The following is a 17,876-nucleotide window of genomic DNA, read 5'->3' as shown; positions in this document are numbered from 1 at the left end:
GAGCCGGCGTCGGAAGCGGTTCCGGGGGCGGGCCCGGAGCGACTCGGGATCCCTGCCGGGCTCAGTACTCATACGGGTCGTCCGGCTGGGCGATCTTCAGCACCACCGTCGCGGCCCGGATGACGATCCGGGCGTCGGCGGACTGGTCCGGGTTCGCGGCGAGCTTGCCGGTCACGGTCACCCACTGGTCCTCGTCGGGGACGGCGCCGTCGGTGACCACGCCGAGTCCGACGGGCTGGGCGTCGACCGCGCAGCAGCTGATCACGAAGCGGGTCAGGGTGAACGAGCCGTCCGCCCCGGGGACCACGAACCCGGAGAGCGCCACGTCCTTGCCGACGAGCGACGTCGTGTCGGTGGTCTGGCGGATGAGGGCGGCCCAGTCCTTCACGCCGTACTGCGACGTGTCGACCGAACCCGAGCCCAGCAGCGACACCGCCGCCTCGGAGCCGGTGGCGTTCGACAGCGTCGCCGAGTCCACGCTCCGCTGCTGCGCGGTGCGTGCGGAGAGGCGTCGTCGGGGGCAGGACGAGCATCGCGGTGGTGACCCCGATCGTGACGAGTGCGGCCACGCCGCTCAGCACGATCCGTGTGCGGCGAGCCGCGCCTCCCGTCCGGCGACCGTGGTCGTGGTCGTGACCGGCGTCGTCCGCGTCCCCGTCGACGTCGTCGTGGGCGTGCCCGTGGCCGCGGGCGACGACCACCAGGCCGGCGACCGACGCGGGGACCGCGACGACCGCCAGGACGATCGTGAAGACCGAGTACCGCGGGTTGATGTACAGGTCGAGGTGCCCGGCGAGGGCGAGCCACAGCGTGCAGAGCGCCACCGCGAGCACCGACCCGAGCCCGAGGTACGACGGACCCTTCTCAGACCAGGACATTCATCACCAACCCGACGGTTCCGGCGAACAGGACGCAGACGACGGCGAGCAGCACCAGGAAGCGTGCGCGGAAGGTCGTCCGGAGCAACGCGATCATCTTCACGTCGATGATCGGCCCGATGATCAGGAACGCGGTGATCGACCCCGGCAGGAAGGTGGACGCGAAGGACAGCGCGAAGAAGGCGTCCACGTTCGAGCAGAGCGACACGGGGTCATCGCGAGGAGCATCATCGCGGCGACGGACAGCACCGGGTTCGCGCCGATGGACACCAGCGTCGAGCGGGGCACGGCGACCTGGATCGCGGCGGCCAGTCCGGCGCCGACGAACAGCGCCGGCATCATCGTCGCGGTCTCGCCGCCGAACTGCGCGGCGCTGTCCCGCCAGCGGTTCCGGCTGCGCGGGGCCCCGACGGCCGCGCGGCACCGTGCCCTCGAAGGCCGGCAGCAGGAGCTCGGCGGGGCGGCGGTGCGCGGCGACGATCCAGCCGACGAGGTTCGCCACGACGAAGCCGCCGACGATGCGCACCGGCAGGATCCAGCCGGACCAGCCGAAGGCCTGCGCGGTGCTGATGATCACGAGCGGGTTGAGGATCGGGGCGGCGACGAGGAAGGTGACGGCCTCGGCCGGGGTGAAGCCGCGCATCATGAGGCCCCGGGCGAGCGGCACGTTGCCGCACTCGCACACCGGGAAGAGCATGCCGATCAGGGAGATCACGGCGCGGCGGCCGACGGCGTTCTGCGGCAGGACCTTCTCGAGCGCGCCCACGGGCACCCAGACCTCGACGACGATCGACAGCACGATGCCGAGCACCACGAAGGGCAGCGATTCGACGACGGCCTGATCGCCAGCGTGAGGAAGTCCTGCACCACGTTCGGCAGCCCGGCGGTGCCGACGGCCGGCGAGAGCAGGCGGATCCCGAGCAGCACGACGACCGCTGCCAACACCAGGCCGGGGCCTGTGCGGGAGCGCGAGCGCTGCGTTCGCGGCGGCGGCGTGGTCGTCGTCACCGGGCAAGGATAGGCGACGGACGTCGGACGCCCGGGCAGCGCGCCCGGTCGGTCAGGACGCGGCGAGCCCGTCCAGGTGCCGGTCGAGCACGTCGATCGCCCACTCGCCGGACTCCCCCGGCGCGAGCCGCGCGAGGTGCATCGCGAGCCCGTCGACGAGCGCGTGCAGCCGGCGGGTCTCGTACTCGCGGTCGGCCTCGGGGGGACCGTGCTCGCCCACGAGCCCGAGGACCTCCTCGCACCACACCCGCATCTCGCGCACGGCCTCGTCGAGCGCGGGCCGGAGTTCCGCGTCGGTGAGCGCGGCGTTGCCGAGAGCCAGGTACACCTCGAGCTCGAGCACCCGTTCCTCGTCGAGGGGCAGCAGCTCGAGCACGATCCGGTGCGCGCGATCGCGGGGCGGCACGTCGGTGGGGACGGCCTCGATGCGTTCCCGCGTCCGGTCGAACACGAGGGTGATGGCGTGCTCGCGGAGGCTCGCCTGGGTGGGGAAGACGTAGCGGACCGTGCTCGGCGGCAGACCGGCCTCGGCCGCCACGTTGCGGACGCTGAGCGCCCCGAGTCCGTCGCGGGCGAGGACCCGCCACGCGGCTTCGGAGACGGTGCGACGTCGGTCCGCGAGGTCGATGCTCCTGGCCATGGCGCCATACTCGCACAGCCGTACGACTCGTGCTACCGTGGGGACCGTTGTCGCACAGTCGTGCGACTCACGTACTGCTCGATCGAAGGGACATCGTCATGGCGTGGGGCATCCTCGTCCTGTCCGGCGTGCTCGAGGCCGATCTGGGCCACCGCACTGAGCGCGTCGAACGGCTTCAAGAAGGTCGTGCCGACGATCGTGTTCGTCGCCGGCATGGCGCTCAGCATGGTCGGGCTCGCGTTCGCCATGAAGGAGATCCCGGTCGGCACGGCCTACGCGGTGTGGGTCGGCATCGGCGCCTCGCTGACGGTGGTGGTCGCGGTCGTCCGGAAGCAGGAGGCAGCGTCCGTCGCCCGCCTCGCCCTGGTGTTCGGCCTGGTCGCGTGCGTCGTCGGCCTCGGTGGTGAGCTGACGTGGCGTGGATCGTGCTGTTCGTCAGCGCCGCGCTCGAGACCGTGTGGGCGACCGCCCTCGGTCAGAGCGACGGGTTCACCGAGCTGCGGCCGACCATCGTGTTCGCGATCACGATCGTCGTGAGCCTCGGTGCCTTCGGGTACGTCCTCAAGCACATCCCGATCAGCACGGCGTACGCGGTGTGGACCGCTACCGGGGCGGCACTGACGGTGCTGTGGGGGGATGGCCACCGGCGCCGAGCCCGTGACGATCCTGCGCCTGCTGTTCATCGCCGGCATCGTCGGCTGCGTGGTCGGCCTGAAGCTCGTGCCAGCCCGCCCGGTGCCGGCCGCCCCAGCCGAGCTCTCGCGCTTCGAGCGACAGCTCACGCGCCACTGGCCCCGTGATCTGTCGCTGACCCCGAAAGCCGACTCGCGCCGGGCACGCGCGCCGCGCGCAGGGTGAGCAGGGTGAGCAGGGAATGGCCGGGTCGCCTCGCGGGACCCGACCACTCCTGCTCACGAACCGAGCGCTGGGAGCGTCAGACCGACGCGCCCGTCCACTCGTCCTCGGCCGCGACGTGGTCGCTGCCGACCGTGCCGGCGGCCATCGCCGCAGCCACGCGCGAGGCGTGCGACGGCGGGTCGGACGGCACGTCGGCCGGACGGCTCTCGTCGTTGATCTTCCGGAGCTCCGGCACGATGTCCGTCGCCAGGATGTCGATCTGCTCGAGCACCGTCTTCAGCGGCAGCCCCGCGTGGTCGACGAGGAACAGCTGGCGCTGGTAGTGCCCGACGTGGTCCTTCATCGCGGCGTACCGGTCGATGACCTGCTGCGGCGAACCCACGGTGAGCGGGGTCTGCTCGGTGAAGTCCTCCATCGACGGGCCGTGCCCGTAGACCGGGGCGTTGTCGAAGTACGGGCGGAACTCGTTGATCGCGTCCTGCGAGTTCTTCCGGGCGAAGAACTGCCCGCCGAGTCCGACGATCGCCTGGTTCGCGGCGCCGTGCCCGTAGTGCTCGAAGCGCTGACGGTAGAGGCCCACCATCTGCTCGGTGCTGGATCGGCCAGAAGATGTTGTTGTGGAAGAAGCCGTCGCCGTAGTACGCGGCCTGCTCGGCGATCTCCGGCGTGCGGATCGAACCGTGCCAGACGAAGGTGCGACACCGTCGAGCGGGCGCGGGGTCGAGGTGAAGCCCTGCAGCGGCGTGCGGAACTTGCCCTGCCAGTTCACGACGTCGTTCTCCCAGAGCTGGCGGAGGAGCGCGTAGTTCTCGATCGCCAGGTTGACGCCCTGGCGGATGTCCTGGCCGAACCAGGGGTAGACGGGGCCGGTGTTGCCGCGACCCATCATGAGGTCCATCCGGCCGTCGGAGATGACCTGGAGCATCGCGTACTCCCCGGCGATGCGCACCGGGTCGTTCGTGGTGATGAGGGTCGTCGACGTCGAGAGCGTGATGTGCTCCGTCTTGGCGGCGAGGTACGCGGACATCGTCGTCGGCGAGGACGCGACGAAGGGCGGGTTGTGGTGCTCACCCGTGGCGAAGACGTCGAGGCCGGCCTGGTCGGCGTGCTCGGCGATCGTCAGGATGTCCCGGACGCGCTGGGTGTCGTCCGGCGTGGTGCCGGTCGTGAGGTCCGTCGTGACGTCGCTGACGGTGAAGATACCGAACTGCATGGTGCCCGCCTCCTGGCTTGCTGGTTGTTCGAGCATTTCGATGCGTTTGCACTCGACTTGCTGGGACAACAACGCACGCAGCCGTAGGCATTCCCGCCAGTGCGGCAGGTGCCGCAGGTGCCGCAGGTGCCGCAGGTGCTACACCGCGTCGTCCTCGAGCGTCCGCCCGCGCAGCACCTTCGATTCCCGCCCAGCAGGTACGCCCCGGTCCACACGAACATGATCGCCACGAGCGCCAGGCACGGGAACAGGAACACGAAGTCGAGCGTCGTGCCGATCGGCGGGGCTCCCGGCATCGCCGACCGCAGCGCCGGGAACGACAGCAGCGTCGCGCTCAGCCAGATGACGTTCGCGAACTCGAGCTTGCGTCGGAGGATCGCGCTACCGATGGTCACCACGGCCATCAGGGTGGTGGCGAACAGGATCGCGAGGATGTAGAACGACACGATCACGACGCTCAGCGTGTCCCGGTGCCCGTCGATCTGCATCGGCACGAGGGTGCCGGGCGTCCTGCTGCTCGGCCGCGCTCCGCTCCGCCTGCATCACCCACGGCCGCGCCGAGTTCGACATGTCCACCTCGAACGGCACCGCGTCGCCGGAGGTCGTCGTTCTGCACGCTCAGGCTGGAAGTTCCAGAACTGGGCTGGCTGAACGGGTACGACGTGTCCCCGCGGTCGAGGGTCAGCGTCAGCGAGGTCGCGTCCACCACCGAGCTGCCCCGGGAACGTGACGACGCTCGTGGTCACGCCACCGCTCGACACCTCGATCCGGAGGCGGCTTCGGAGATCTCGCCCGCCTTCTCGCCCTCGAACGTGCACGTGCGGAAGTCGGCACGTTCGCCTGCATCACACGGTTCGACCGGTCGACGTCCTGCACCCTCATCCGGAGGGTCATGTAGTTGCCGGACTGGCTGTTCGACCCGCTGGCGGGCACCACGGTCGTGAGTCTTCAGGGCTCCGGAGAGCCCGATCACGACGTAGTACACCGCCAGCAGCACCACCGCCACGAGCAGGATGATCGGTGCCGGGTTCGGCGGGTGCGCTGCTCGGCGGGTGCCTCGGTCGTCTGCGTCAATCGGTTGCTCCCGGAGGGTGGTTCGGGTGGTCGGGTCGTTCAGGTCGGTACGGCGGTCGCCGCCGGTCGGACTGGAGGCGCGGCCTCCCCCGGCGGACCGGCACCGGTCGGCGAGGGTGGTCGCCGGACCGGCGGACGTCCATCCGCCGCGGCGGCCGACGAGTCGCGGCGAGCGCGAAGAGCAGCATCGCGAGGAGCGGCACCATCACACCGGGGAACTCCGTCACGTTGAAGGTCGTGGATCTGGTCGGCGAGCTGGGAGGCCTCGGTCTCACCCTTCGCGACCGCGGTCGTCACCGTCATCGCGTTGCTCTGGGACGCCGTGGTCGAGGCGAGCGAGATCTGCTGCACCGCCGTGTCCGGGGCGTTCACCGGGTCGGCGTACACGCGGACGTCGACGTCGGCCTGCTGCCCGGGGTCGAGGGGGATCAGGCACGAGAACGAGGTCGTCGCGACGGTGCAGTCGAGGGGCTGGTCGTCCACCTCGACGGCGACGGCCCGGTAGACCATCCCCGTCGACATCCGCGCCTGGAAGGTGATCGCGACGGTCGCGCCGGAGGCGTTCGGCCCGAGCGTGCCGCGCATGTCCGCTGCCGTCCCGGGCATGATGCGCTGGGTCCCGAAGCGGAAGTCCATGGTGAGGGGGCCGTTGTTCAGTCGCCCCGTCACCGGCCGCCGCACCCCCACCGACACCACTGCCGTCGCCGGTGCCGTCGCCGCCGCTGCCGTCGCCGCTGCCGTCGCCCGACCCGGCGTCGCTCGGAGCGGTGGGGTCCGACGTCGGTGGCGTCGGCTCCGCGGACCCAGGGGTGCTCGGGCGTGGTGTGCTCGGTCGCGGCGTGCCCGGCGACGACCCGCCAGCCGGCCGATCCGCCGGAACCGTCACCGGGGTCGGGACCGGCCCCGCCGGAACCGCCACCGGTCCCCGGGGCGGAGTCGGGCCTCCAGGCTGCCCCGTCGCGGCGGGACCGGCGGGAGCGGGCCGCTGCACGGTGAACGTCAGGGACCCCGCGCCGGAGGTCAGGCCGCCGAACTCCTCGAGGTCGCGGTGAGCGTGACCGCCCCGTACGGCAGCGGTGCGGTCGCCGTGCACGACCAGTTGCCGCTGGGCAGCCCGGTGGCCGTGCAGACCACCGTCGACCCTCGACGGACCATGACCTGCCCACCGGGCACGGCACCGCCTCCGAAGATCCCGGGGCGGCGCTCGGTCGTCGACGAGCCCGGTGTGGGCGCGGTAAAGGACGGTGTCGTCGGTCCCGTCACGGTCAGGGTCGCGGAGGCGCTCTGCGGGCCGGGCCGGCTGGACCGGCGACGACACCGTCGCGGTCACCGGGTAGGTCGTTCTCGCTGCAGTGCCGGACGGCACCGCACCGCCCGTCACCCACCGTCCGGGTGGGCACCGGCCGGCATCGCCCCCAACGACACGGGGTCGCCGCCCAGGAGGTCCGCGCACGTGGGCTGCGTCTCGAAGAGGCCCTGATCCACAGTCCGTCGCGGGAAGCCGTTCGGGTCGTCGATGCTGATCGTCGAGCGCCTCAGTGTCCGGGCCGACGCTCGTCACGGTGAACCGGCGCTCCACCGGCTTCGTCCGGCAGGGTCTCCGTCGTTGCAGCTCGCGTCGACCGTCAGGGGACCGGACCGCCGGGAACGTGATGGTGGAGCGTGTCCGATGCCCTTCACCCGCGAGTACGTGTCGTTCGCGGAACTCGCCAGGAGTCGACGTCGCCGTGAGGGTGCGCGGGTCGGCGTCGAGCGGCAGCGTGACCGTCGCGGTCGCCGTCCTGGGTGCACGACGGCCTGCGGCGCGAGTGCGGGCGGTCGACCCGAGCAGGTGGTTCGACGTCAGGACGTCGGCGGGCACGGCGCAGGCGGGATCGCTCGACGACGCCTGGGCGATGCCGTCCAGGGTGCCGCCGAGCTCGGCCACCCTGGCACGGAGGTCGCTGCGCACCGTGGGGAGCAGGCGCATGTCGTCGGCCGTCGACGTGTTGGTGACGGTCGTGCCGAGCGGCACGGTGTACACGTCACGCTCGTGTCGCCGGCGTCGTCCGTCGTCACGTCGGTCACCATGCCGGTGGCGCTCGTCAGCGGTGACGCCGCCACTCTGGCAGCCGATGGGTGGCGTGATGAGGAACCCGCCGTCCGTCGGGGTGGTCGAGGCGCTGCCCGGAGACCAGGACGTCAGGGTCTGCACCGGCTGGTCGGAACGCCAGACGTCGGCGGCGCGCTGCGGGACCGGTGTCGTCGCCGACGGCCTGGCTCGACCCCGTGATGCGCAGCGGTGTCCCCGACCGCCTGGACACGGGCGGCGTCCGGAGCGGTGCTCTTCGCGGCACTCTGCGCCGGGACCGCCGTACCCGCGGCGGAGGTGCCGCTGACGTCGATGTTCGGCAACGGCAGGTTGATGCCGCCGACCGTGAACTGCATGCGTCGGCGCAGGGCAGGGTCACGGTGAGCGTGCCCCTGCAATCCCATCGTCGATCGAGCTGAACCCGATGCCGTTCGCCCCGGAGTAGTACGTCGTCGCGCCGAACCCGTCCTGGCCGGAGGAACCGTACCCGAACGAGCCCGACGGGTTGGCGACGCCGCTGAAGACGCCCGGCTGCACCGGGTAGTGGCGGACACCGCCGAAGTCAAAGCGCATCCGTGGTTGCCGACGGCGACCCGGACCCGATCCCCCGACCTTGCTGAAGACCGGCGTCGAGGTCGCCAGCGTGTACCCGGTCTCGGGCGTGCACCCGAGGCGATCGACGAACGGTACCCGGATGGTGTCCGCGGCAGCCGGAGCCGCGGTGGTCACGAGCCCGGCACTGACCACCAGCAGGGCGCTGAGGGCACGACCGCGACGGCCCGTCGTGCCCGGCGACCCGTCGCCGAGGTGTGCTGCACTGCACGCGTGCGCTCCCCGTCTGCAGCAGGTCCCTCGTCCGCCGATGTCGGCGACGGTAGTCGTCCAGTGTAGCTCCGCTGTCCGGACGCGTTACGGGGCTGTGACCATCGCGGGTGCAATGCTCATCGGGCGGGAGATCGCCTCGGTGTCGGTCCGTGGGGCGTGGTGCATGTCGTCCGCCAACCAGACCGATCGTCACGACCGCCAGCACGCTCGCACTCGAGGCCATCCGCCCCGGCCAACGGTGATCGCTGCGTGGTCGTGCGCACCGCCGGCGACCCCGTACACGAGCGCGGCGACCCCCACCAGGAACGTCACGCCGGTGGCGACGAGCAGGACCCCGCTCACCAGCCGCCTCGGCCATCGGCGTCCGTCGCGGTCTCCGCGCTCCCTACCGGTCCACCAGTGGCCCGAACGCGCGGACCACGCCGAGCCAGAACAGGGCGATGGCACAGGCTCCGACGATGTCACTCACCCGGTGCCACCCGTACACGACGGTCTGGCTCGCCACGAACACGGCGTAGACCGCACCGAGGAGCGTCACCACCGGGCGGAACCGACCCGGGGTGTGACCATCAGGACCGCGAACAGCGCCGCGAGCGCGATCGTCGCGTGCCCGGACGGGAACGAGGTTCGGCGTCGTCGACTGAGCGATCTCCGGGCGCTCGGCGATACGCTTGACCAGCGTCGACGTGGCCGCCGACCGCGAGACCACAACACCCGCTCCGAGCCCCACCGCGAGCCGGCGCCGGGCGAGACGCGACGGCGGCGATCAGGACGATGTAGCAACAGGATCACCGGCACCGAGATGACGTTGAGTGCAGTGTCCGGACCCGAACAGGTCGGATTCCCGGACCCCGCCGACGCCGCGGCGTCCCTCGACCCGCTGTCCCATCGGCGTCAGCACCGCCGCCGCGTAGACGAGAGGCACGATGACCGAACCCCAGAGCAGCCAACAGCCCCCACCGCAACCGGCGCGAGACACTCAGTCCACGCGACTCCGGTGCGTTGCGTTCGGGCGTTCGGGTCACCGGACTGGTCCTCCTCGGGGTGCTGGTCGTCGGCCTCGTCCCCGCACGCCTGGCCACCCGCGTGCGATTCACGGATCGGGGTCGGACACGATACCGTTGGACCGCCGGTCGGAGGCTGGGAACGCGGGTCAGCGACCTCCGCGTCCAGTGAGTCGTCGAGCGGCCTCGCGCGGGTGAACGCACCGGCGCACATCGCCGGACCGACGTACACCGCGTCGGCCGCGTACGAGAGGAGGAAACCGAAGTGGCAGTTCGGGCGATGACCGAAGCATCACCGCGTCCCCGAACCGTGGTCTCGCGCTGACCGTGGGCGCGGTCCTCTTCGTCGAGGGCATCCTCGGGTTCTTCTACGCCGCCGACGGCGACCCGGGCTACTTGCAGTCGACAGGGCGGCATGCTCTGGAACGCGTTCGGTGTGAACCCGCCGCTCGCCCTCATCTGGGTGATGCTGCTGTCGGCCGTGCTGCTCATCATGGGCCTCGGCACCACGGTCGGCTCCCGGAACGGCAACGTCCTGGTCGGCGCCGTCCTCGTCGTGCTCGCCGTCTACGGCTTCGTGCTCGGCGGCACCTCGGCGAACATCTTCGCGCTGAACACCACCGACAACGTGTTCCACGCGATCGTCGGCGTGATCCTGCTCCTCACCGCGGCCGGTGCCGACAAGCAGAACATCCGCACGCTCCGCGCCGAGGCACGCCGGGTCCTAACCCGCGCGGCCTCCGACGCCCCGTCCGCCCTCGTGGCAGGCGGGGCGTCGTCGTGTCCGGGGCGGTTGCCGCGCGGGCGGGCGTCGCTTGGCCCGGGTCTCCTGGGCGGCAGTGTCTCCTGGGCGGCGGTGTCTCTGCAGGCCGCGAGATCCGCAGTTCCGCGGGCCTGGCCGAGCTGCGGAAGCGCGAAAGTGCGATCTCGACGCCGAGCGCGCCGGGAACGGAAGTCGGACCGGACCGGACCGGACGCCGGACCGGACCGGACCGCGAGATCGCGGTTACCGCCCGGCTTCCACTTCGGCGGCCGCGGCGCGCTTCAGATGCGATCTCGGCGCCCAGGACGTCGGGCGCCAGGGCGTCGGGCAGCGGGCGCGTCAGGGCCGTCGGGCGTCCAGGCGTCGGGCGTCCGGCTCGGACTCCGGCGTTGGCCTGCGCCTCGAGCTTCCGGCGTCGCCGACGCCGAGGCGGCGCCTCGGACATGAGCAGTCGAGCGTCGAGGTCCACGATGATGTCCTGCGGCCGGCGCGGGCGCGTCAGGTACTGGCCCCTCGGGCGAGGTCAGCCGCGACAGCGCGACGTACGTCTGCCCGGCGCTGAACACCCGGTTGCTGAGGTCAACCACGGCGCGGTCGTACGTGCTGCCCTGCGACTTGTGGATCGTCACCGCCCAGGCCGAGGCCGGAGCAAGGAACTGCTGGAACTCCCCTACGGTCAGTCCTTCTTGAGTTCCTTCTTGTCGGCGTCGTAGGAGTACTTGAACTGCTTTCCCACACCGACGGCTGCACCTCGAAGGACTCCCCGTCGACGTCCACCCAGACGGTGTCACGGATCGTCTGCACGATGCCGAGCGTGCCGTTCACCCAGCGCTGGTCCGAGGTCGTTTCGCGGGAACATCACGTGCGCGCCGGGCTTCAGCTCGAGGGCCTCGTCGGCGGGGAAGTTCCGCCCGCCGAAGTCGCCGTTCACGTCAGCTCGTGCGGTCTTGACCTTGCCGGGCAACCGGTCGAGCGCGGCCTTGTTGATGCGTGCCACCGTGTCGTTGCGGGTCGCCAGGGTGATCGCGTCGTCCAGTGCCAGGCGCGCCCCCCGCGGCGTTGAGCTGCCCGGCGAGCCGTCGGCGAAGTCACCCGTCCGTGGCGCACCGCCGTGAGCATCGCGGCGAACGCGTCGTCCCGCTGCCGGTGCACGGTCGCCAGCTCGATGATGTTGAGCTCGGCCTCGAGCCAGACCTTCGCGTCGAAGAGCCACATCGAGGCGGTAGTGGTCGGTGAAGTAGGCGCGTTCGTCCCCGTCGCCCGGCACCGGCGCGCGGCCCTGGTACGGGTCGCCGAACATGACGACCTGCACGCCGCCGAAGGCCTCGAACTGCCGACCGCAGGCCTTCCGGAGCGAGGCGGTCCATCGCGTCGAGGAGGTCGGCGTTCACCATCGAGACCTCGTCGATCACGAAGGTGTCGATCGTGTTGAGGAGCTTGCGGGTGTCGGCCCCTGTCGGAGTTCGGCGTCGGCGATGAGCCCGATCGGCAGCCGGAAAAGAGCGAGTGGATGGTCTGGCCGCCGACGTTGAGGCGCAGCGACCCCCGTAGGCGCGCAGATCACGACCTGCTTCTCGGTGTTCCACGACAGGTGGTTGAGGAGCGTCGACTTGCCAGTCCCCGCTGGCCGGTGATGAACACGTGGTCGCGGGTGTGCTCGATGTACTCGAAGGCCGCACGCTGCTCGGCGCTGAGTTCGATGCTCATCATGCGTCCGTCCCTGCTGCCGTGCACGGCGTCGTCGCTGCCGCCGTCGAGGTCGGTCTCGTCGTCGCGCTCGGCGGCCCCGTTCCGGATCGCGCCCAGGTGTGGACGATGCGCCCCAGTGTGCGGGGGTGCGACGTCCGTGCGGGTGCGACTCCTCACAGGGCGAATCCGGCGGCGGGAGCACCGGCACCGTCATCGACACCGACACCGACACCGGCACCGGCACCGGCACGGTCACGGTCACGGCGGAGCCACACCAGCACCACCGCGATGGCCGACGACGAGCACGACGGCCCCGGCGACGATCAGCAGCAGACCGGCGCGCGCCTGGTCGACGACCAGGTCCGGGCCCCACGTGTGACCCATCGCACCGAACCACGACGCCTGCAGCAGCCCGAGCGGCCCGCGCAACGCGATGCCGAGCGGAGACGAGTCCGGCGGCGACGACGACCGCACCCGCGATCCGCACCGCCACGCCACCGCGACGTCGCACGGCGAAGCGCCCGCGGCGATCGGCGTGAGCAGCGCGGGCACCGCCAGCAGACCGACGAGCAGGAAGGCCACGTCGATCACGGTCCGACCGGTCGAGTCGCTCACGAACCAGCGCAGGGCGTCCGTCACGAAGAACGCCCCACCGGACATACCGGCGAGGAGCACGAACGCCGGGAACGGCTGCGCGAGGTAGCGGACGGCCGCGTTGTCGAGCAGGACGCCCGTCCACTCGCGGACGCCGGTGCTGTCGTCGTCGCGGGGGTGCACCGCCGGCCGGATGAGCTGCACCGGCGCCGCGGCCTAGATGAGCGCGGGCACGACGAGCCCGAGGAGCAGGTGCGCCCCACGTTCGCCGAGACGGGGAAGCGGTCGAAGGTGTGCAAGGACCCCGAGGTCGCGACGACGAGCGAGACGATCGCGATGCCGGCGGCGACCCCGGTCCGCCGCACGGGCCAGTGCACGCCCTGCCGACGCAGCCGGACGATCCCCGCGGCGTACGTCGCGGCGAGCAGCACGGCCGCCATCAGCCAGAACAGGTCGACGTTCCACGCGGTGAGCCATCCCCACGCGCCCGGAGCGTGCGGCAGGATGTCCGTCGGTCAGGAGCTCGGCCGGGGACGGGTCAGTCGTCTTGCTCAACGCGATCTGGTCGACCGGCGTGGCCGTGCGCCTTGAGCGCCGCCGCGAAGCCGCTCGCTGACGCCCATCACGGCGAGCTCCGCCACGATCAGGAGCCAGAACGGACGCCGACGCTCGGGAGCGACGGTGAGCGCTCGGATGGCCCGCCGTCGCTGCACGGCACCGAGGACCCCGATCGCCGGGATCACGCCGATCTTCACCAGCACGAGCACGCCGTACGGGGTGAACAGGTTGCCGAGCACACCGACGCGGACCTGCGCAGTGCGACCTACGACACCGCGACGAGCACGAAGCAGCCGAGCGCGATGCTCGAGTACCGGCCGACGACGACGGCGAGCCGGCCGCGGTCGAGCACCGGCCGGAGCAGCACGAGCATCACGGAGTCAGCCGATCCAGAGCGCCGCACCGACCAAGGGTACGGAGGCCGAGCGCGGTGACCGCGGCGTCGTGGCTGGCCGTCCCCGCCGCGTGGCCCTGCTGGGCGAGCGGGATGAAACCCGATCATCGCGACGCCGGCCGTCGAGGGCGACCATGCCACGACCGCGCACGGCGAAGCAGAGCACGGTGACGACCGCGGCGACCAGCACCGTGACGAGCCACGCGAAGGCCGAGGTCCGTGCCGGTGAGGAACACCCCCATCGACCTGCCCGAGCTTCAAGTCCGTCCAGGGTGATCTTCGACCCAGCTGACGCTCAGGAGCGTCGAAGAACGTGGCGACGGCCGACGCGACGGTCGAGACGCCGGCGGCTCCCGCGGCGAATGTCGATGGCGCGGTTCCACTCGGGCGCGGACCGTGACAATCCGACGGTCGGCGAGGGCGAGTCCGCCGATCGTCGCGGCGGCGGAGAGGTCGACGGCCAGGCGGGCGATCGGCAGCCCGAAGCGGACGAGCGTCCGCAGGGGGTCGGCGATGAAGCGCGGCGTCCGCACCACCCCCGATGACGAGTGCCGACGAGGAGGGGCGAACCCGACGAGCAGCGGCACGGCGGGGCCGGCGATGCGCGCGATCCGATTCACCCGTCAAGCCTAGGCGCTGCCCGTCCCGGCAGCGGGAATCGGCCGGGGCGGCCTGTGGGGCGCGATCCGCGCCTCCAGGCTGTGGAGGAGCACCACGGGAACGACGCGAGCCGACGCGACCGCTCCCAGGAACGACGACGAAGGGACGACCGAAGCCGTCCTCTCGTTCGCGGAAACAGTCTTACTTGGCGGCGGCCTTGAGCTTCAAGCCGGCGCTGACCTTGACCAGGTCGCTCGCGGCGATCTCGATGGCCTCACCCGTCTGCGGGTTGCGGCCGGTGCGAGCGGCGCGGTGGGTCTTCTCGAAGGCGATCCAACCGGGGATCGTGACCTTTGTGCCGGCTCGGCGACCGAGGCCGGAGACGACGGAGGAAGAGTGCGTCGACGACGCCGTTGACGGTGGCCTGGCTCTGGCCGGACTCAGCGGCGACGGCAGCGACAGAGCTCGGTGCGGTTCAGGGACTTGTCAGGCCTTGGATGTACTCCTCGGACTTCTTGCAGTATCGGTCGGACGACGGATCGTCCGGCGCCCGGAGCAGATGCCCCGTGCTTCAGTGCCGATGGGCGCGAGCCCTGGCGGAACCGGAGTCGAGACGTACCAGCCACCTGGGACGAAACCCTCCGAGCTCGCCCGGATTTCCGGGGGTTGTCGGGGTACCAGCGGGGCCAGAGTGACCGATGTGACGAAGATGTCCCCCGAAACCACGAACGCCCCGTCACCACTGGGGTGACGGGGCGTTCAGTGGGGATGGTGCTTACCAGGGGCTCTTCGTGATGCCCGGCAGCTCGCCACGGTGGGCCATGTCGCGGAAGCGGACACGGCTGATGCCGAACTCACCGAGGTGGCCACGGAGGCGGCCGTCGATGGCGTCGCGGTTGCGGTAGCGGACCGGCGACGCGTCGCGCGGGGCTTCTGCAGCCGACGGGCGGCCTCGCGCGACTCGTCGGTGCCGTTCGGGTCCACGAGGGCCTTCTTCAGCTCGAGACGACGCTCGGCGTAGCGCGCGATGATGACGGCACGCTGGTTGTTCTTCGCGATCTTGCTCTTCTTCGCCATGCTTTAGCGCCTCCTCACGGAAGTCGACGTGCTTGCGGATCACCGGGTCGTACTTCTTGAGCACGAGAACCCGGTCCAGGTTGTTGCGACGGTTCTTCTTGGTCACGTAGGTGAACCCGGTGCCCGCCGTCGAGCGGAGCTTGATGATCGGACGAACGTCCTGACCCTTCTTGGCCATCCAGATCTTCTCCCCACGGGCGAGGAGATCCTTGACGACGGACTCGATGCCACGTGCGTCGATCACCTTGATGCCCTTCGCGCTGAGCGTGAGCGTGACGTTACGACGAAGCGAGGGCACGTAGTACGTCTTCTTCTGCACGTTCGGGTCAAAGGCGACGCTTCGTCCGGCGGTGCGAGTGCGAGATGTTGTGACCGAAGCCGGGAACGGCGCCGGTCACCTGGCTTACTGCTGCCATGGTTTCCTCACTGAAGGGTACCGTGCGACCGATCGGCCGCACCCAAGTTCACTGCCTGGCACGCACGCGCATGGTCACCAGGTGACGATGCGAGGGGGTTATTACGCGCCGCCCAGGCCCGCCCGGACCCTGTCGAAGGAGGCCGTGAGCACCGCGCGACCGCGGCGTTCGCGACGGTCGGAGGGCTTGGAACAACGGAGTCTGCCACGCGAGCACGGCGGACCAGGGGTCAACACTACGCGACGACCGGGCGTGTCGCAAGCCGCGCCGCCCTTCCGGGAGGCCCGACCCGCGCCACGCCCCGCCAGCCACCGTGGCCTCGTGAACCGCGCCCACCGCCCCGTCGAGGGGGCGAAGAAAACGTCGCGTTCAGCCCGCCGCGACCCGGCGGATTCCTGCTCCCTCGACGGCCTGAGGCGGGCGGGGCGGGCGGGCGGGCGGGGCGCGCGGGGCGGGCGGGGCGGGGCACCGACAACCGGTCTGGCGCTACGGCCCGTCCGGACCAGCTTCGGTGCCAGCGCTACCTGCACGCATGAGCGCACCGAGCTGCTCCGGCGCGGTGAACATCGGCCAGTGCCCGGTCTCGAGGCCGACGATGGACAGGTCCTCGGTCGCGACGAGGCTCGGCCGCCCAGGTCTAGGTGGTCGGCCACCATCGTGGCGAGCGTCCGTCGCCGGGATCTCGCACGTGATGACGGTCGCGGGGATGGTGTGCCGAGCAGCGTCAGAGTAGTGGAAGCGGTCGGACGGCAGCACCGCCGCGGGCTCGGGATCGCCCGGTGCTCGAACGCCTCGCGCAGTTCCGGGGTCATGCCCCGGACGGTCGCCGGTTCCCAGACGTCCCACGGCGGCAGCGGCACGAGCGCCGCCGTCGACCACGGGCAGCTCGTCGTTGACGCACCCGCCCTCGGGTCCGAGGAACGATGTCGACGTAGAGCAGGTGCGCGACGAGCGACGGGCGTTGGTCCGCCGCCATGTACGCGACCGGGCCCGCGCCGGAGTGCCCGGCGAGGACCACGGGCTCGTCCGGCGAGGCGACGTCGTCGAGCTTCGCGCAGGACTCGCCGCGACCTGCTCATCGAGGGTGTCGCCGTCGCGGGTCACCGCCTCGACCGAGTAGTCCGGCCCGCTCGAACGGCAGGGCGACGTCGTCCCACGCGCTCGCGTCGAGCCAGAATCCGGGCGCCAGGATGACGTGCATGCTGCGGGAGACTACTCGTCGTCACCGACACCGGTCGGGTCGCGGCCACTCCCGCCAGGCGTCCGGGCACCGTGTCTCCAGCCACTCGGCGAGCTCGGCGTACCCGCGGTACACGGTGAAGACCGAGAAGAGCTTGCGCCGCCGGGCGTTCGCGCGGTCAGCCTCGTGAACGTCGGCCCCGCCGCCGGCGGACTGCTGGAGCGAAGCGGAGGCTGACGACGTCCGCAGCGTCCACGCGACGGGTCCGCCCGAGCCCGACCCGGACGTCGAGGTGGTCGTCGTTACCCGCGCACCGCGAGCGCTGGCGAGCAGCAGGCCGCACAGCACGAGCAGGCCACCGGCCCCGCAGATGAAGAACACCGAGAAGCCAGCGAAGAGCAAGCGCGGTGGGCTTGCCGGAGCTGCACGTCGCCGAGTGCGGTCACGACGCCGACGAGGACCACCGCCCAGCCGGTCACCTCGAAGCCGAGGCCGTGCCGACGCGGTCGCCGCACGACGAACAGCGGCGGCGCGTCCGTGCCGCCGACGCCGTGCCACCCCACGTGGTGATGCTGTCGTTCATCCGTCCCCCTCGGACCGACCGTACCGGTCGACGTCGGCGCGGATGGCCCCTACGCCCCGGTGCGGGCCGCCGGTGCAGTCGGCGCACTCGCCGAAGATGTCGACGACGTGGCTGGCGTTGGTGAACCCGTTCGCGGCCGCGACGTCCTGTGCCCACCGCTCGACCGGGTCCGCCCACTCGATCTCGACCGTCCGGCCGCGGATTCCGGCAGGTAGAGGTGGTGGTGGTGCTTGTCGGTCGTGCACGCCCGGTACAGCGATTCGCCGTCCTGCTGCAGCGAGTCCACGTCGCCCTCGGTCGCCAGGTCGGAGAGCGCCCGGTACACGGTGGCGAGCCCGATCGTGGAGCCGTCGTCCACGCAGGTGCTGGTGGAGCGCCTGCGCGCTGACGAACCCCTCGGTGCTCGACAGCGCGGTGCGCACGGCTTCGCGCTGCTGCGGGTGTTCCGCTT

At 71.3% G+C, this 17,876-nt stretch carries 21 protein-coding genes and 10 pseudogenes; 4 read left to right on the top strand and 27 right to left on the bottom strand.

Annotated elements, in window-relative coordinates:
• Positions 1-61: 61 nt before the first annotated feature.
• The 4 genes and pseudogenes from ACZ8AI_RS00560 to ACZ8AI_RS00545 form a co-directional block, all read right to left on the bottom strand.
• Positions 62-508 (bottom strand): annotated as a pseudogene (locus tag ACZ8AI_RS00560) (TIGR03943 family putative permease subunit); the annotation flags it as partial.
• A pseudogene (locus ACZ8AI_RS00555) lies at positions 507-878 on the bottom strand (DUF1980 domain-containing protein); the annotation flags it as partial. The pseudogenes ACZ8AI_RS00555 and ACZ8AI_RS00560, both read right to left, overlap by 2 nt.
• Positions 865-1,893 (bottom strand): permease, encoded by a 1,029-nt coding sequence (locus ACZ8AI_RS00550; protein WP_464855703.1) that lies wholly within the window; start codon positions 1,891-1,893, stop codon positions 865-867. The pseudogene ACZ8AI_RS00555 and the gene ACZ8AI_RS00550, both read right to left, overlap by 14 nt.
• 45 nt (positions 1,894-1,938) lie before the next feature.
• Complete coding sequence (locus ACZ8AI_RS00545; RefSeq protein WP_464855701.1) at positions 1,939-2,526, bottom strand: TetR/AcrR family transcriptional regulator; 588 nt, start codon at positions 2,524-2,526, stop codon at positions 1,939-1,941.
• A 98-nt stretch (positions 2,527-2,624) separates the two neighbouring features.
• Here ACZ8AI_RS00545 and ACZ8AI_RS00540 point away from each other — a divergent pair.
• Both ACZ8AI_RS00540 and ACZ8AI_RS00535 read left to right on the top strand, forming a co-directional pair.
• Positions 2,625-2,925: pseudogene (locus ACZ8AI_RS00540) on the top strand (DMT family transporter); the annotation flags it as partial.
• Positions 2,926-2,939: 14 nt separating this feature from the next.
• A pseudogene (locus ACZ8AI_RS00535) lies at positions 2,940-3,261 on the top strand (DMT family transporter); the annotation flags it as partial.
• Between the two features lie 199 nt (positions 3,262-3,460).
• Here ACZ8AI_RS00535 and ACZ8AI_RS00530 read toward each other — a convergent pair.
• The 5 genes from ACZ8AI_RS00530 to ACZ8AI_RS00510 form a co-directional block, all read right to left on the bottom strand.
• On the bottom strand, positions 3,461-4,597 hold the full coding sequence (locus ACZ8AI_RS00530; RefSeq protein ID WP_464855699.1) for a CE1758 family FMN-dependent luciferase-like monooxygenase: 1,137 nt from the start codon (positions 4,595-4,597) through the stop codon (positions 3,461-3,463).
• Positions 4,504-5,085 (bottom strand): DUF4436 family protein, encoded by a 582-nt coding sequence (locus ACZ8AI_RS00525; protein WP_464855697.1) that lies wholly within the window; start codon positions 5,083-5,085, stop codon positions 4,504-4,506. The genes ACZ8AI_RS00530 and ACZ8AI_RS00525 overlap by 94 nt, the downstream gene beginning before the upstream one ends.
• Positions 5,055-5,303 carry a hypothetical protein gene (locus ACZ8AI_RS00520; protein ID WP_464855695.1) on the bottom strand — a complete coding sequence of 83 codons (249 nt, stop codon included), beginning with the start codon at positions 5,301-5,303 and terminating at the stop codon, positions 5,055-5,057. The genes ACZ8AI_RS00525 and ACZ8AI_RS00520 overlap by 31 nt, the downstream gene beginning before the upstream one ends.
• Positions 5,304-5,339: 36 nt before the next feature.
• Positions 5,340-5,603: a hypothetical protein gene (locus ACZ8AI_RS00515; RefSeq protein WP_464855693.1), complete on the bottom strand. Its 264-nt coding sequence runs from the start codon at positions 5,601-5,603 to the stop codon at positions 5,340-5,342.
• A gap of 107 nt (positions 5,604-5,710) precedes the next feature.
• Positions 5,711-6,307, bottom strand: a complete 597-nt coding sequence (locus ACZ8AI_RS00510; RefSeq protein WP_464855691.1) for a hypothetical protein — start codon at positions 6,305-6,307, stop codon at positions 5,711-5,713.
• A gap of 1,033 nt (positions 6,308-7,340) precedes the next feature.
• On the opposite strand from ACZ8AI_RS00510, the gene ACZ8AI_RS00505 reads away from it, so the two are divergent.
• Positions 7,341-7,943, top strand: coding sequence for a hypothetical protein (locus ACZ8AI_RS00505; protein ID WP_464855689.1), 603 nt, complete (start codon positions 7,341-7,343; stop codon positions 7,941-7,943).
• A gap of 174 nt (positions 7,944-8,117) precedes the next feature.
• Here the strand turns inward: ACZ8AI_RS00505 and ACZ8AI_RS00500 are convergent, their stop codons facing one another.
• The 3 genes from ACZ8AI_RS00500 to ACZ8AI_RS00490 form a co-directional block, all read right to left on the bottom strand.
• Positions 8,118-8,471, bottom strand: coding sequence for a hypothetical protein (locus tag ACZ8AI_RS00500; RefSeq protein ID WP_464855687.1), 354 nt, complete (start codon positions 8,469-8,471; stop codon positions 8,118-8,120).
• Between the two features lie 481 nt (positions 8,472-8,952).
• On the bottom strand, positions 8,953-9,105 hold the full coding sequence (locus tag ACZ8AI_RS00495; protein WP_464855685.1) for a hypothetical protein: 153 nt from the start codon (positions 9,103-9,105) through the stop codon (positions 8,953-8,955).
• Positions 9,106-9,333: 228 nt separating this feature from the next.
• Complete coding sequence (locus ACZ8AI_RS00490) at positions 9,334-9,492, bottom strand: hypothetical protein (RefSeq protein WP_464855683.1); 159 nt, start codon at positions 9,490-9,492, stop codon at positions 9,334-9,336.
• Between the two features lie 461 nt (positions 9,493-9,953).
• On the opposite strand from ACZ8AI_RS00490, the pseudogene ACZ8AI_RS00485 reads away from it, so the two are divergent.
• Positions 9,954-10,781, top strand: a pseudogene (locus tag ACZ8AI_RS00485) (DUF4383 domain-containing protein); the annotation flags it as partial.
• A gap of 132 nt (positions 10,782-10,913) precedes the next feature.
• On the opposite strand, the gene ACZ8AI_RS00480 reads toward ACZ8AI_RS00485, so the two are convergent.
• The 15 genes and pseudogenes from ACZ8AI_RS00480 to ACZ8AI_RS00410 form a co-directional block, all read right to left on the bottom strand.
• Positions 10,914-11,159 carry a hypothetical protein gene (locus ACZ8AI_RS00480; protein ID WP_464855681.1) on the bottom strand — a complete coding sequence of 82 codons (246 nt, stop codon included), beginning with the start codon at positions 11,157-11,159 and terminating at the stop codon, positions 10,914-10,916.
• Positions 11,122-11,634: a hypothetical protein gene (locus ACZ8AI_RS00475; protein WP_464855679.1), complete on the bottom strand. Its 513-nt coding sequence runs from the start codon at positions 11,632-11,634 to the stop codon at positions 11,122-11,124. Before ACZ8AI_RS00475 ends, ACZ8AI_RS00480 begins: the two co-directional genes overlap by 38 nt.
• Positions 11,635-11,894: 260 nt before the next feature.
• Positions 11,895-12,200 (bottom strand): hypothetical protein, encoded by a 306-nt coding sequence (locus ACZ8AI_RS00470; protein ID WP_464855677.1) that lies wholly within the window; start codon positions 12,198-12,200, stop codon positions 11,895-11,897.
• Between the two features lie 81 nt (positions 12,201-12,281).
• A complete protein-coding gene (locus ACZ8AI_RS00465; RefSeq protein WP_464855675.1) occupies positions 12,282-12,821 on the bottom strand; it encodes a cytochrome c oxidase assembly protein in 540 nt (179 codons plus the stop codon).
• Between the two features lie 12 nt (positions 12,822-12,833).
• A complete protein-coding gene (locus ACZ8AI_RS00460) occupies positions 12,834-13,172 on the bottom strand; it encodes a hypothetical protein (protein WP_464855673.1) in 339 nt (112 codons plus the stop codon).
• Positions 13,169-13,468, bottom strand: coding sequence for a CopD family protein (locus ACZ8AI_RS00455; RefSeq protein ID WP_464856336.1), 300 nt, complete (start codon positions 13,466-13,468; stop codon positions 13,169-13,171). Before ACZ8AI_RS00455 ends, ACZ8AI_RS00460 begins: the two co-directional genes overlap by 4 nt.
• Before the next feature lie 358 nt (positions 13,469-13,826).
• Positions 13,827-14,189, bottom strand: coding sequence for a hypothetical protein (locus ACZ8AI_RS00450; protein WP_464855671.1), 363 nt, complete (start codon positions 14,187-14,189; stop codon positions 13,827-13,829).
• A 181-nt stretch (positions 14,190-14,370) separates the two neighbouring features.
• Positions 14,371-14,648: pseudogene (locus tag ACZ8AI_RS00445) on the bottom strand (HU family DNA-binding protein).
• 296 nt (positions 14,649-14,944) lie between these two features.
• Positions 14,945-15,246: pseudogene (gene rpsN / locus ACZ8AI_RS00440) on the bottom strand (30S ribosomal protein S14).
• 10 nt (positions 15,247-15,256) lie between these two features.
• A pseudogene (gene rpmG / locus ACZ8AI_RS00435) lies at positions 15,257-15,424 on the bottom strand (50S ribosomal protein L33); the annotation flags it as partial.
• Positions 15,425-15,427: 3 nt separating this feature from the next.
• Positions 15,428-15,662: pseudogene (rpmB, locus tag ACZ8AI_RS00430) on the bottom strand (50S ribosomal protein L28); the annotation flags it as partial.
• A gap of 486 nt (positions 15,663-16,148) precedes the next feature.
• Positions 16,149-16,766 (bottom strand): hypothetical protein, encoded by a 618-nt coding sequence (locus ACZ8AI_RS00425; protein ID WP_464855669.1) that lies wholly within the window; start codon positions 16,764-16,766, stop codon positions 16,149-16,151.
• Positions 16,738-16,863, bottom strand: coding sequence for a hypothetical protein (locus tag ACZ8AI_RS00420; protein WP_464855667.1), 126 nt, complete (start codon positions 16,861-16,863; stop codon positions 16,738-16,740). The genes ACZ8AI_RS00425 and ACZ8AI_RS00420 overlap by 29 nt, the downstream gene beginning before the upstream one ends.
• Positions 16,864-16,884: 21 nt before the next feature.
• Positions 16,885-17,244 (bottom strand): hypothetical protein, encoded by a 360-nt coding sequence (locus ACZ8AI_RS00415; RefSeq protein WP_464855665.1) that lies wholly within the window; start codon positions 17,242-17,244, stop codon positions 16,885-16,887.
• A 177-nt stretch (positions 17,245-17,421) separates the two neighbouring features.
• A pseudogene (locus ACZ8AI_RS00410) lies at positions 17,422-17,847 on the bottom strand (Fur family transcriptional regulator).
• Positions 17,848-17,876: the final 29 nt, after the last annotated feature.

This window comes from Curtobacterium sp. AC273 (genome assembly GCF_979253735.1).
The sequence above is the reverse complement of the archived record's forward strand: the minus strand, read 5'-3'. Positions and strand labels throughout refer to the sequence as shown.

What these genes read in the sequence shown, in the direction of transcription:
- ACZ8AI_RS00545 (WP_464855701.1), bottom strand. Translation starts at nt 2,526, where the DNA reads ATGGCCAGGAGCATCGACCTCGCGGACCGACGTCGCACCGTCTCCGAA.
- ACZ8AI_RS00530 (WP_464855699.1), bottom strand. Translation starts at nt 4,597, where the DNA reads ATGCAGTTCGGTATCTTCACCGTCAGCGACGTCACGACGGACCTCACG.
- ACZ8AI_RS00525 (WP_464855697.1), bottom strand. Translation starts at nt 5,085, where the DNA reads ATGCAGATCGACGGGCACCGGGACACGCTGAGCGTCGTGATCGTGTCG.
- ACZ8AI_RS00510 (WP_464855691.1), bottom strand. Translation starts at nt 6,307, where the DNA reads ATGGACTTCCGCTTCGGGACCCAGCGCATCATGCCCGGGACGGCAGCG.
- ACZ8AI_RS00505 (WP_464855689.1), top strand. Translation starts at nt 7,341, where the DNA reads ATGCCCTTCACCCGCGAGTACGTGTCGTTCGCGGAACTCGCCAGGAGT.
- ACZ8AI_RS00475 (WP_464855679.1), bottom strand. Translation starts at nt 11,634, where the DNA reads ATGTTCGGCGACCCGTACCAGGGCCGCGCGCCGGTGCCGGGCGACGGG.
- ACZ8AI_RS00420 (WP_464855667.1), bottom strand. Translation starts at nt 16,863, where the DNA reads ATGCACGTCATCCTGGCGCCCGGATTCTGGCTCGACGCGAGCGCGTGG.